Genomic DNA, 11,691 nt, shown 5'->3' with positions numbered 1-11,691 from the left:
CAGTCGTAGAGCACGTCCTTGCCGGCGGCGATCATCGAAGCCAGCCATGACGATAACGGCATCATCTGGCCGGAGGCGGTGGCGCCGTTCGACATCGGACTGATCAACATGAAGGCGGGCGACGCCGAGTGCGACGGCGTCTGCGACGAACTGCATGCCGCTTTCGTCGCCGCCGGCAAGGACGTGCTCTACGACGACACCGACCAGCGGCCCGGCGGCAAGTTCGCCACCGCCGACCTGATAGGCCTTCCCTGGCAAGTGATCGTCGGACCGCGCGGTGTCGCCGCCGGCGAGATCGAGATCAAGAACCGCAAGACCGGCGAGCGCGAGACGCTGCCTATCGCGGACGCGAAGAAGCGCTTCGGTGTCGCCGCATGAGCGAGGCGGTGGCGGCAAGATCGGTCGGCGCCGGACCCTTTTCCATCTTCGAGCGCATGGTCGCCTGGCGCTATCTGCGTTCGCGGCGCAAGGAGACGGTGATCTCGGTGATCGCCTCGATCTCGTTCCTCGGCATCATGCTGGGCGTCGCCACGCTGATCGTGGTCATGGCGGTGATGAACGGTTTCAGGGCGGAGCTTTTGACGCGCATCCTCGGCGTCAACGGCCACCTGATCGTGCAGCCGCTCGATTCGCCGCTGGAGGACTATGCGCAGGTCGCCAGCCGCATCAACGGTGTAGCAGGCGTTAAATACGCCATCCCGCTGATCGATGGCCAGGTGCTTGCGCAAGGCAATGTCGGCGGCGGAACCGGAGCGCTGGTTCGCGGCATACGCGGCGAGGATCTGAGCAAGATCGCCATCGTTGCCAGCAACATCAAGCAGGGTTCGATCGCCGATTTCGATTCTGGCGAGGGCGTTGCCATCGGCAAGCGCATGGCTGAGAATCTCGGCCTGACGCTTGGCGATACCATCACCTTGATTTCGCCCGACGGCGACGTGACGCCGATCGGCACCACGCCGCGCATGAAGGGCTACAAGATCGCGGCGATCTTCGAAGTCGGCATGTCCGAATATGACACGTCCATCGTCTACATGCCGTTTTCCGAAGCGCAGCTTTATTTCAACATGGACGGGCGGGCGCAAACGATCGAGATCTATGTCGACAATCCAGACGATGTCGATGCGCTGAAACCGAAAGTGGAGGCGGCGGCGCAGCGGCCGATCGACATGGTCGATTGGCGCCAGCGCAACGAGACCTTCTTCTCCGCGCTGCAGGTCGAACGCAACGTCATGTTCATGATCCTGACGCTGATCGTGCTGGTGGCTGCGCTGAACATCATCTCCGGCCTGATCATGCTGGTGAAGGACAAGGGCCACGACATCGCCATCCTGCGCACCATGGGGGCGTCGCGCGGCGCCATCCTGCGCATCTTCCTGATGACGGGTGCGGCGATCGGCGTGACCGGCACGCTTGCCGGCGTGCTGCTCGGCGTACTGATCTGCACCAACATCGAATCGATCCGCCAGTTCTTCTCGTGGATGACCGGCAAGGTGCTGTTCAATCCTGAACTCTATTTCCTCAGCCAGTTGCCGGCGAAGATGGATCCGCGCGAGACGACCTATGTCGTCCTGATGGCGCTCGGCCTGTCCTTCCTGGCAACGGTGTTTCCGGCATGGCGCGCCGCGCGTCTCGATCCGGTCGAAGCCTTGAGGTACGAATAGTGGCCGAGGTCATTATCGAGCTGAAGAGCGTCGAGCGGCACTACGTCCAGGGACCGCGAAAGCTCACCATTCTCAATGGTGCGGACTTCTCGCTGAAGCGCGGCGAGATGGTGGCGCTGGTGGCGCCGTCTGGCACCGGCAAATCGACGCTGCTGCACACCGCCGGCCTGCTGGAGCGTCCCGACGCCGGCGACGTCATCCTGGCCGGCCGCGCCTGCGGGCGGCTGTCCGACGACGAGCGCACGGCGATCCGCCGCAACGATGTCGGCTTCGTCTACCAGTTCCATCATCTGCTGCCGGAATTCTCGGCGCTGGAAAACATCATGATGCCGCAGCTCATCAAGGGGCTCAGCCGCAAGGACGCGGCCGAGCGCGCGGCGCAGCTGCTCGACTACATGCAGATCGGCAAACGCGCGGCGCACCGGCCGTCCGAGCTCTCCGGCGGCGAACAGCAGCGCGTCGCCATTGCGCGTGCGGTCGCCAATGCGCCGCTGGTACTGCTGGCGGACGAGCCGACCGGCAATCTCGACCCGGTCACCGCGTCCTATGTGTTCGAGGCGCTGGCGGCGCTGGTCAAGCAATCGGGCCTCGCGGCGCTGATCGCCACCCACAATCACGAACTGGCATCGCGCATGGACCGGCGCGTCACGCTAGCCGACGGCAAAGTGGTGCCGCTCTAGGGCACGGCGATACTGGGGTGAGGCCGGCCTGCGAAAGGCGGCTTCCTGCGCTTCCCGTTCTACCCCGTCGCGGTAGAATGGTGCTCGCGTACCCAAAAGTACGCTCCGCTCCGGTTCTCGAAATCCACCATTCTCGGCTCTGCCTGACCCCAGTCTCGTCGTGCCCTGGTCGGCGCTGGGCAACCGTCGTTCGCCCGTCAACCTTTTCTTAACCCTGCCGATCTGATCGCCCGGAAATTCGGACACGGCCGGATTGTGCGCCTTGACATTTGAACAAAATTAGAACAAAATACGAACATATCAACAACAGGAGAGAGTTATGACCGATCTGGTTCAGGATGTCATCTCACTGGTTTGCATGAGCACCTTTCTCGTCTCCATGGCAATCTGGATCGGAGCCATGTGATTTGGCGGCGTTCGCCGCCGTGGGTCCCATGCGGTCGAAGACCGCTCCGCCGTTAAGCTTTTCTTGCCGCAGCGACGTTAGAGTGCCCCGGCAAGACAGGGAGCAACGTCCAGGTGTCGCCCATCGTCACGGCCATTCTGGTGGCCAGCAATCTCGGGCTGATCTTTCTGTTGATGACGGTGCCGCTTGGTTTACGCACGGTCCGGCTGACCCGTCTGGTGGCGATGGATCGGCAGCGCCTCTGGCAGGCGCTGTGGCCGCTCGGCAGCGATGCCGGCTGGTCCGGTGAGATCCTGTCCGCCGAGGCCCCGGACGGCGAGGGCGTGGCCCGCATCACGCTGTCCTGGGAAGGTCGCGACGGCAAGCCGATCGAACGCAAGTCGCGGTTTGAAGACGTCGTCGAAGGCAGCCGCTTCTCGATGCGTGTCATCGAGGATACGGCACTCGACGCTTCGTTCTGGAAGGATTTTCGCGAAACCGCCGAACTCGTTTCGGAAGGCAACAGCACGCGGGTGACGCTCAGCCAGACCGATCGCTATCGTGGCGTTGCCTTCCTGGTGTTCCGCTATTTCGCCCTGCGCCGCGAATTCTCCAAGCTGCAGCGCTGGGCGCGGACCGGAAAGTATCGCAAGGGCGGCTGGTTCGAGCATCCGCTCAGTCAGGTCGGCTTTGCCGGGCTTTCGGCGCTGATCCTGTGGCCATTCTTCGGCCTTCACTTCGGCGGTTTGGCACTGGCCGCGATCCTCACATCGGTGGTCGCCCTGCATGAGCTTGGCCATATGGCGGCGTTCCGGCTGATGGGCCACAATCGGGCGCGGATGATCTTCATTCCGCTGCTCGGCGGCATCGCCATTGGCGGGCGGCCCTATGACAGCCGTTTCGAAGTGGCTTTCGTGGCATTGATGGGCGCCGGCTTTTCGGCCTTCCTGGTGCCGATCGCCATCGCCGCAAGCACCTTTGCCGGCGCGGAAGGTCACCGGCTGGCGGCGGCCCTGCTGGCGACCCTGGCGGGCTTCGCCGCACTGTTCAACATCGCCAATCTGGTGCCGGTGTGGAAGTTCGACGGCGGCCAGGTGCTGCGCCAGATCTGTCCGGGACCGGTCGCGCTGGCGCTGGCTTCCTTCTTCCTGCTCTCGGCTTTCCTGGCCGTGGGTTGGCAGGCCGGCTTTTCCGCCACCTTCCTGCTCGCGACGGGAGCGGTGTTTTCGCTCCTCAGCCTGCTGACGATGAGCAGTGGGGTGAAGCCGCGTCACGAGCTGAAGCCGATCCGCACCATCGACCGGCTGGCCATGGCGGCGGCGTTGCTGGCGGTGTTCGCCATCCATGGCTATGGCGTGTTGTGGGCCTCTGCCCAACTGATTTGAGCCGTACCGGATCCGGAAGATCAGCCGGCTTTGCGCTCGGCTTCGACAGGCAACGCCGTGGCGGGACCGAACACATCCTCGAAGGCGGATTTCAACGCCAGGTCAAGATCGGCCATGGTCAGGGGAAGGCCTAGATCGACGAGGCTGGTGACGCCGTGGTCCTGCACGCCGCAAGGCACGATGCCGCTGAAATGGTCGAGATCGGGCTCGACATTGATGGCGATGCCGTGAAAACTCACCCAGCGCCGCAGCCGGATGCCTATGGCCGCGATCTTGTCCTCCGCCGGCGAGCCGTCCGGCAGAGCAGGGCGATCCGGCCGCACGACCCAGACGCCGACCCGGTCCTCGCGGCGCTCGCCCCGCACATTGAAAGCGGCAAGCGTGCCGATGATCCACTGTTCGAGCGCCGCGACGAAGGCGCGGACATCCTCGCGCCGCCGCTTCAGGTCGAGCATGACGTAAGCGACCCGCTGGCCCGGCCCATGATAGGTGTATTCGCCGCCGCGTCCGGCCGCGAAGACCGGGAAGCGGCTGGCGTCGATCAGATCCTCGCCACGGGCACTGGTGCCGGCCGTGTAGAGCGGCGGGTGTTCGACCAACCAGACCATTTCGCCGGCAGCGCCGCTGCGGATCGCCTCGGCGCGCGCCTCCATGAAGGCAAGTGCCTCGGGATAGGCGGTAAGGCCGGGCTCGATCAGCCATTCGACCGGTGCCGAGCCGGGAAGCGGCAGGAACGACGTGGCGATCTGGCTGCGTTCGGTCATGGCGTATCGTCTTTTCGTTTGTCCATGGCGCGCCCAAAAACGCCTCGCACCTTTGGGCGACATCAACTTGCCTTCCATATGGCGATATCAGGCGCAAACGTCCAGTTCCGGCGCTGCGTTCGGGCCCTGTGGAGCATTATGCCAATCGCCTGACATTATTGCTTGCCGTGCACTTGTTTCACCGGAAACGATTTGCTACACGCCGCGAGCCGGTCGGTTCCGGCTCTACCACGTGCGGTCGTGGCGGAATTGGTAGACGCGCAGCGTTGAGGTCGCTGTGGGGCAACCCGTGGAAGTTCGAGTCTTCTCGACCGCACCATTCTCTTCCCATAATCCGATTTGTGCCGGTCTCGCCCGCTGCGGGCCGGACGCATTTCGTTGATATTCCCGCACTTTACGCCACTTTCTTTTTGAGCGTCGGATTCTCCAAAACCGGTTTCCCCTTTTGGGTCCGATGCTCTAGACCTGATTTGCACCTTTTCCGGGATTCTTGTGGCGGGAGGCGCTGGTGGAAGGCGAGCACGAACGGACGACCGGCGCCGGGGCCGCCGAGGACAACCACGCCGACATCTATGGCGAGGACGGCGCCGTGCTTTCGTCCTTCCTGGCGCGGATCGGCGCGGCGATCGCCGACCGCGACACGCTGACCCTCAAGCATGAAGTCGACGACCTGCACCAGTCGGAGCTCGGCGACCTGCTCGAGGCGCTGCATCCCGAACAGCGCCGCGCGCTGGTCGAACTCCTGGGCGCCGATTTCGACTTCTCCTCGCTGACGGAGGTCGACGAGGCGATCCGTATGGAGATCGTCGACAATCTGCCCAATGCGCAGATCGCGCAGGCGGTGCAGGAGCTCGATTCCGACGACGCCGTCTACATTCTCGAGGATCTCGACCAGGAAGACCAGGACGAGATCCTGTCGCAACTGCCGTTCACCGAGCGGATCAGGCTGCGCCGCTCGCTCGATTATCCCGAAGAGACGGCCGGCCGCCGCATGCAGACCGAGTTCGTCGCGGTTCCGCCGTTCTGGACGATCGGCCAAACCATCGACTACATGCGCGAGGACAACAATCTTCCCGAGCGCTTCAGCCAGATCTTCGTCATCGATCCGAGCTTCAAGCTGCTCGGCGCCATCGACCTCGACCAGATCCTGCGCACCAAGCGTTCGGTCAAGGTCGAGGAGGTGATGCACGAGACGCGGCACGCCATTCCGGCCACCATGGACCAGGAAGAGGCGGCGCGGGAATTCGAGCAGTACGATCTTTTGTCGGCCGCGGTCGTCGACGAGAACGAACGGCTGGTTGGCGTTCTGACCATCGACGATGTCGTCGACGTCATCCAGCAGGAGGCCGAGGAAGATCTGATGCGCATGGGCGGCGTCGGCGACGAAGAGCTTTCCGACAGCATCTTTTCGACCTCGCGCTCACGCGTTCCGTGGCTGCTGATCAACCTTCTGACCGCGTTCCTGGCGGCGTCGGTGATCAGCCTGTTCGACCGCACGATCGAACACATCGTGGCACTGGCGGTGCTGATGCCGATCGTCGCGGGCATGGGCGGCAATGCCGGCTCGCAAACCATGACCGTCACCGTGCGGGCGTTGGCGACCAGGGATCTCGACATCTACAATGCCGGCCGCATCATTCGCCGCGAGATGGGTGTCGGCTTCATCAACGGCATCGTCTTCGCCATCCTGATCGGCATCGTCGCGGCAGCCTGGTTCCGTGATCCCAATCTGGGCGGGATCATCGCGGCGGCGATGATCATCAACATGTTCGTGGCCGCCCTGGCCGGCATCCTGATCCCGCTGCTGCTCGATCGTTTCAAGGTCGATCCGGCGGTCGCTTCGGCGGTCTTCGTCACCACGGTTACCGACGTCGTCGGTTTCTTTGCATTTCTCGGCATTGCCACGTGGTGGTTCGGCGTGCCCTGAAGGCACGCCTTTTGGCTCAATTGACTTTTACGTAAATGCCGTGCGAGGCTCGCGCGGGGCGCCATGTCGATTCCGGCATGGCATGGGTTTTGGTTCGGGACAGAAGGGTGACGCCGCCATGGCGATCGCCCCGGTGTTTCGGCGTGTGGGAGTGGCAATGCGAGAATATTATTCGATCACCGAGTTGACCCGCGAGTTCGACGTGTCGACGCGGACGCTGCGCTTTTACGAGGACGAAGGACTGGTGCAGCCGGTGCGGCGCGGCCGCACGCGGCTGTTTCGCCCCTCCGACCGGCAGCTCATTCGCCAGATCATGCGCGGCAAAAGGCTTGGCTTCTCGATCAACGAGATTCGCGAAATCATCCAGATGTACAAGGAGCCGCCCGGCGAAGTCGGCCAGCTCAACCTGATGATCAAGCGCATCGAGGAAAAGCGCGAGGATCTCCGGCAGAAACGCCGCGACCTCGAGGAGACGCTGGCTGAACTCGACCAGGCCGAGGAGTCTTGTGTGGAGCGGCTGGTGGAGCTTGGCGTGAATACCTAGGCAGAGAGTTTGAGGGACAGCGCCCCCCTCTCTCCTGCCGGACATCTCCCCCACGAGGGGGAGATTGGCCGCTTGAAAGCCAGCTCAAATCCAGCGGCGCACGCGTTTGGCGTAGTCGCGGTATTTCTTGCCGAATTTTGCCGCCAGCACCTTTTCCTCGCCTTCGATCGCCACCTTCTGCGTGGCATAGGCGGCGATGAACGCCAGCGGCAGGAACCACACGATGCCCGAGACAAAGGCGACGCCGATCAACAGCAGCGTGTTGGCCAGATACATCGGATTGCGGGTGACGCCGAAGGGACCCGTGGTGACCAGGTGATCGGGTACAGCGTTGGGGTTGAGCGTGGTCTTGGCCCGGATCATGGTGCGGATCGCGGTGAACCAGAGTGCGGCGACGGCAAACAGCGCCACCCAGCCGGCCGCGAACAGGATATCGCCCAGCAGGTCGCCGATCCAGGGCAGGGGATAGAGCAGGCCCAGTGCGATGCTGACGGCGATGGCGGCGATGTAGATCAGCGGCGGCCACGGTATGAGCCCCGGCTTCGGCTGGTTCTCGGTCATTCGGCCCCTCCCTCCATCAACTTGCTGTCGGTCTTGGCGGTGCACATGCCGGCGAGATCGGACAAATGCGCTTTCCACTCCGCAGTCTGATCGTTGTTGTAGAGCCTATCAAGCGTGGACTCGCCCTCGAGCGTATCGAGCATGCAGACACAGTAGCTCGTACAGAACTCGGTGTCGCGCGACTGCTCGCAGGACAGCTGACAGGTTTTGAGGAAATTCACCTGCGGGGTTTCGACCTGCGCCGGCATGATCTGCGAGAACAGCCAGACGCAGCCGATCAGCAGCGGCTGGTGGATCAAATAGAAAGCCAGGCTGTGCCGGCCGATGAAGACCAGCGGGTTGGCCAAGCGACCGGGCGCCAGATTGGCAAGCCTGGCAAGCAGGCCGGCACCTGCGGCGAGTTTCGTCACCGCGATGCCCGCAAGTACGGCGCCGAACCACGGAAACAGCGGAACGTAGTCGTTGGAGCGCGGATTGGTCGCCGACAGGCCGACCCACCACAGCCATGGGTGATCGAAGGCCTCGAAGCGCAGATAGACGGGGGCGGCGATAACGAGCGCGGCGACGACAAGCGTCAGCAGCGCCGGCAGGCGCAGGAAGGCGAGACCGAGCAGGCTGGCCAGCGCGATCTCGTGCAAGATGCCGAAGAAGATGAAGCCGTCCGGAGTGGCTATGCGGGTGACGACCGAAATCGCGATCGCGGCTCCGGCGACCATGGCGAACCGCTTCCAAAAGCCGTTCCAGCGGATTTGTCGGCCGTGGGCGAGATACAGGCTGACGCCGACCAAGAACAGGAAGGTCGAGGCGATGCAGCGCGCGTAAATCTTCCACCAGCCGAAGGCGGTCAGGCCGGGATCGGTGTAGCCGAAGAACTCCAGATCCCAGGTGAAATGGTAGCTTGCCATGGCGATCAGCGCGATGCCGCGCACGATGTCGATGGCGACGATGCGCTTTGGTCGATCCTGAACGGGCGCGGTCGGCGTTTGGATGCTCATGGTCTCGCATTCTGATTCAGCCCCGCTGGAGGACTATCACGGTTGCCCAGGACAAAAGAAGACCGGCAACCCTGCCGATAACGCCGGATCAGCCGCGGCATTGGGCCAGTGCCGGAAAGCCTTTGGCCGGCTTCGCTTTTGCCGGATGCACGTCGGTTTCCTCTTATTGGCGCTGAGGTCGCCACGGCAGATTTGACCCGGTGAATCTGCTTCGGGGAAAGCAATGTCCACCCATGTGCGCCATCCGATCTGGCTACCGGCCCTCAAGGCCGCGGACGCGCGCACCTTCGCTTCGCTCTATGCGGTCGAATCCTTCGCCCGCGCCACGGTGTCGAGCGTCATCCCGATCCAAGCTTACGAGATCCTGCACAACGAGCAGATCGTCTCGATCCTCTACACCGTCGTGGCGATGCTCGGCCTGTCGGTGACATTGTTCATGCCGATGCTGATCCGCCGTTTCGCCCGGCGCTGGGTCTACACGGCGGGCGCCTGCCTGCTGGCCATCGGCTCGCTGTTCTTCGTCACCGACACGCTTGCCGGGCAACTGGCCGGCATGCTGTGCCGGGTGATGGGAGCCAGCGCGCTGTCGATCACGCTCAACCTCTACATCATGGACCACATCCGCAAGACCGACTTCATGCAGGCCGAATCGCTGCGCATGGCGTGGTCGATGCTGGCCTGGACCGGTGGGCCGACGCTCGGCATCTTCCTCTACACGCGCTTCGGCGTCTATGCCGCGCATGGCGCGGTGGCCGTGTTCGCGTTAGCGCTGCTGGCATTGTTCTGGACCTACCGGCTCGGCGACAACCCGTCGATCCGTCCCGGCAAGACGCGACCAGCCAATCCGCTCGCCAATATCGGCCGCTTCATCGCCCAGCCCAGGCTCAGGCTGGCCTGGCTGATCGCGTTTGGGCGCTCCTGTTTCTGGACGACGTTCTTCGTCTATGGGCCGCTGTTCATGGTCATTACGGGTGAGGGCAAGCTGGCCGGCGGCCTGCTGGTTTCGGCCGGCAACGCGCTTTTGTTCATGGCGATTTTCTGGGGCAAGGCGGGAAAGCGCTTTGGCGGCCGCAGGACCATGACATTTGCCTATTTCGCCATGTCGGTCGCGCTTCTGGCGGCGGGCTTCGTCGGCGAAACCGTGCCGCTGCTCACCGGCGCCTTCTTGCTCTGCGGCGCCTTCTTCACCATTGCGCTCGATGCGCTCGGCTCGACCGCCTTCATGCGCTCGGTGCGCTCCTATGAAAGATCGCAGATGGCGGCGGTCTATCGCACCTATCTCGACTTTTCCGAGCTGACGCCGCCGCTGGTCTATTCGGTGGTGCTGGCCTTCTTCGGCCTGGGCTCGGTGTTCGTCACGCTGGGCCTGCTGGCGGCGGTCTGCGGCTTCGTGACGTGGCGCTATCTGCCGAAATCGCTTTGACCTTCATGGCGCATTCGCAACGGTCGCCGGCGGAATTTGGTTTGCCGGACGCGAGGATTCTGCCTATAGTCGCCGGTGTCGCCGGTTCCATTTTGGAGCCAAGAGGGAATGCGGTAAGGGCGGATTTCGCCCAATGCCGTGGCTGCCCCCGCAACTGTGTGCGGTAGTCCTCTCCATATGCCACTGAAGATTTTTCTTCGGGAAGGTGGGGAAGGACGCTGATCCGTGAGCCAGGAGACCTGCCGGCGACAGGAAACTGACTTCGATGCCCTCGGGTGGAGGGCGAAAGGACAAGACATGACTACCGCTTCCGTCTCCCTCGGCGCTTCCGTCTCCTCGCAGTCGCGCTTCATGCAGCTCGCGCTTGCCGCGCTGCTCGGCATTTTCGTGATGGGCTTTGTCGGCTTCTCGCATATCGATGCGGTCCACAATGCGGCTCACGACTATCGCCATTCGATGGCATTTCCCTGCCACTGACGAGGGGCTGACATCATGAACCTGTTTCGCAACGTCGTGTTCATCGCGGCGATCGCAGGGCTCGTGGCCGGCGTCGTTCTTGCCTGCATGCAGGCCTATGCGACCGTGCCGCTGATCCTGAAGGCGGAGGTCTACGAACAGGCGGGCGGCGGGCATCACCATGACCATGCCGCTCCGGCAGCAACGAATAGCAATGCCATGAGCACAGCCGCTCCGGCCCCTGCCGAAGCGACTGCTGCGGCGGAAGACGAGGGCTGGGCGCCGGCAGACGGTTTCGAGCGTTTCGCCTTCAGCGTGCTTGCCAACATCGTCACCGGCATCGGCTTCGGGTTGATCCTGGTCGCGGTTTCCGAATTCGCCGGCGGCATCGGTGGTTGGCGCCAGGGCGTGTTCTGGGGCCTGGCCGGCTTTGCCGTGTTCACGCTGGCACCGGGCCTCGGCCTGCCGCCGGAACTGCCGGCCATGCCGGCCGCCGATCTCACCCAGCGCCAGATCTGGTGGTGGGCAACGGTGGCGGCAACCGCTGCCGGTCTCGGCCTGATCGCGTTCCGCAAGTCGCTGCCGCTGGCGATCCTTGCCGTCCTTTTGATCGTCGCACCGCATGTTGTCGGGGCACCGCAGCCCGACAGTTACGAGACGGCGATTCCGGAAGGGCTGCATCACCAGTTCGTGGTGGCGGTGACCGTGACCAATCTGGTGTTCTGGCTGGTGCTCGGCGCGGTTGTCGGCGTGGTGCGCGGCCGCTTCACCGGCACCGCGACCAGCCTGCGCGACAGCTTTGCCTGATCGCAAGACACTGACCTTCCTCATCGGCGGTGCGCGCTCCGGCAAGAGCGCGCGCGCCGAAATTTTGGCGACCGCCTTGCCGCCGCCCTGGACCTATATCGCC

12 protein-coding genes, 1 tRNA gene, 1 pseudogene and 1 riboswitch are annotated in these 11,691 nt (G+C 63.6%); of the genes and pseudogenes, 11 read left to right on the top strand and 3 right to left on the bottom strand.

The annotated features are described in order from the left end of the window. Positions 1-24: 24 nt before the first annotated feature. From EN990_RS32875 to EN990_RS32855, 4 genes and pseudogenes are all read left to right on the top strand, one after another. A pseudogene (locus EN990_RS32875) lies at positions 25-378 on the top strand (His/Gly/Thr/Pro-type tRNA ligase C-terminal domain-containing protein); the annotation flags it as partial. Then, entirely contained in the window at positions 375-1,661 is a 1,287-nt protein-coding gene (locus EN990_RS32870) for a lipoprotein-releasing ABC transporter permease subunit (protein ID WP_013531108.1), read from the top strand. The pseudogene EN990_RS32875 and the gene EN990_RS32870, both read left to right, overlap by 4 nt. Next, a complete protein-coding gene (locus EN990_RS32865) occupies positions 1,658-2,341 on the top strand; it encodes an ABC transporter ATP-binding protein (protein ID WP_027160544.1) in 684 nt (227 codons plus the stop codon). Before EN990_RS32870 ends, EN990_RS32865 begins: the two co-directional genes overlap by 4 nt. 519 nt (positions 2,342-2,860) lie before the next feature. Then, the gene (locus EN990_RS32855; RefSeq protein WP_127368370.1) at positions 2,861-4,111 is read left to right on the top strand and encodes a site-2 protease family protein; all 1,251 of its coding nucleotides are present in this window, start codon (positions 2,861-2,863) and stop codon (positions 4,109-4,111) included. 20 nt (positions 4,112-4,131) lie between these two features. Here EN990_RS32855 and lipB read toward each other — a convergent pair whose 3' ends face one another. Beyond that, entirely contained in the window at positions 4,132-4,875 is a 744-nt protein-coding gene (gene lipB, locus EN990_RS32850; RefSeq protein WP_027160542.1) for a lipoyl(octanoyl) transferase LipB, read from the bottom strand. A gap of 234 nt (positions 4,876-5,109) precedes the next feature. On the opposite strand from lipB, the gene EN990_RS32845 reads away from it, so the two are divergent. From EN990_RS32845 to EN990_RS32835, 3 genes are all read left to right on the top strand, one after another. After that, positions 5,110-5,194 (top strand) — tRNA-Leu (locus EN990_RS32845). A 189-nt stretch (positions 5,195-5,383) separates the two neighbouring features. Then, positions 5,384-6,802 (top strand): magnesium transporter, encoded by a 1,419-nt coding sequence (mgtE, locus tag EN990_RS32840; RefSeq protein WP_013531112.1) that lies wholly within the window; start codon positions 5,384-5,386, stop codon positions 6,800-6,802. Between the two features lie 157 nt (positions 6,803-6,959). Then, positions 6,960-7,346, top strand: coding sequence for a MerR family DNA-binding transcriptional regulator (locus tag EN990_RS32835; protein ID WP_013531113.1), 387 nt, complete (start codon positions 6,960-6,962; stop codon positions 7,344-7,346). Between the two features lie 84 nt (positions 7,347-7,430). Here EN990_RS32835 and EN990_RS32830 read toward each other — a convergent pair whose 3' ends face one another. Beyond that, positions 7,431-7,907 (bottom strand): isoprenylcysteine carboxylmethyltransferase family protein, encoded by a 477-nt coding sequence (locus tag EN990_RS32830; protein WP_024501351.1) that lies wholly within the window; start codon positions 7,905-7,907, stop codon positions 7,431-7,433. Then, positions 7,904-8,902, bottom strand: a complete 999-nt coding sequence (locus tag EN990_RS32825) for a DUF1624 domain-containing protein (protein ID WP_063168230.1) — start codon at positions 8,900-8,902, stop codon at positions 7,904-7,906. The genes EN990_RS32830 and EN990_RS32825 overlap by 4 nt, the downstream gene beginning before the upstream one ends. 223 nt (positions 8,903-9,125) lie before the next feature. Here EN990_RS32825 and EN990_RS32820 point away from each other — a divergent pair, with 223 nt between their 5' ends. The 4 genes from EN990_RS32820 to EN990_RS32805 all read left to right on the top strand — a co-directional run. Next, positions 9,126-10,325 carry an MFS transporter gene (locus tag EN990_RS32820; RefSeq protein WP_013531116.1) on the top strand — a complete coding sequence of 400 codons (1,200 nt, stop codon included), beginning with the start codon at positions 9,126-9,128 and terminating at the stop codon, positions 10,323-10,325. A gap of 65 nt (positions 10,326-10,390) precedes the next feature. After that, positions 10,391-10,587: riboswitch (cobalamin riboswitch) on the top strand. 35 nt (positions 10,588-10,622) lie between these two features. Then, the gene (locus tag EN990_RS32815; protein WP_013531117.1) at positions 10,623-10,802 is read left to right on the top strand and encodes a CbtB domain-containing protein; all 180 of its coding nucleotides are present in this window, start codon (positions 10,623-10,625) and stop codon (positions 10,800-10,802) included. A gap of 15 nt (positions 10,803-10,817) precedes the next feature. Beyond that, a complete protein-coding gene (locus EN990_RS32810; RefSeq protein WP_127368369.1) occupies positions 10,818-11,588 on the top strand; it encodes a CbtA family protein in 771 nt (256 codons plus the stop codon). Further along, positions 11,581-11,691, top strand: a 111-nt coding sequence (locus tag EN990_RS32805; RefSeq protein ID WP_206526368.1) for a bifunctional adenosylcobinamide kinase/adenosylcobinamide-phosphate guanylyltransferase, incomplete at its 3' end; no start/stop codon positions are given. The genes EN990_RS32810 and EN990_RS32805, both read left to right, overlap by 8 nt.

It is taken from the genome of Mesorhizobium sp. M7A.F.Ca.US.005.03.1.1, assembly GCF_003997975.1.
Taxonomy (GTDB): domain Bacteria; phylum Pseudomonadota; class Alphaproteobacteria; order Rhizobiales; family Rhizobiaceae; genus Mesorhizobium; species Mesorhizobium ciceri.
Note: the sequence above shows the minus strand (reverse complement) of the source record. Positions and strands in the feature narration are given on the sequence as shown.

Bases quoted from the DNA above. Each gene is read 5' to 3' on its own strand.
- EN990_RS32870 (WP_013531108.1), top strand. From the start codon at position 375: ATGAGCGAGGCGGTGGCGGCAAGATCGGTCGGCGCCGGACCCTTTTCC.
- lipB (WP_027160542.1), bottom strand. From the start codon at position 4,875: ATGACCGAACGCAGCCAGATCGCCACGTCGTTCCTGCCGCTTCCCGGC.
- EN990_RS32835 (WP_013531113.1), top strand. From the start codon at position 6,960: ATGCGAGAATATTATTCGATCACCGAGTTGACCCGCGAGTTCGACGTG.
- EN990_RS32830 (WP_024501351.1), bottom strand. From the start codon at position 7,907: ATGACCGAGAACCAGCCGAAGCCGGGGCTCATACCGTGGCCGCCGCTG.
- EN990_RS32825 (WP_063168230.1), bottom strand. From the start codon at position 8,902: ATGAGCATCCAAACGCCGACCGCGCCCGTTCAGGATCGACCAAAGCGC.
- EN990_RS32820 (WP_013531116.1), top strand. From the start codon at position 9,126: ATGTCCACCCATGTGCGCCATCCGATCTGGCTACCGGCCCTCAAGGCC.
- EN990_RS32815 (WP_013531117.1), top strand. From the start codon at position 10,623: ATGACTACCGCTTCCGTCTCCCTCGGCGCTTCCGTCTCCTCGCAGTCG.
- EN990_RS32810 (WP_127368369.1), top strand. From the start codon at position 10,818: ATGAACCTGTTTCGCAACGTCGTGTTCATCGCGGCGATCGCAGGGCTC.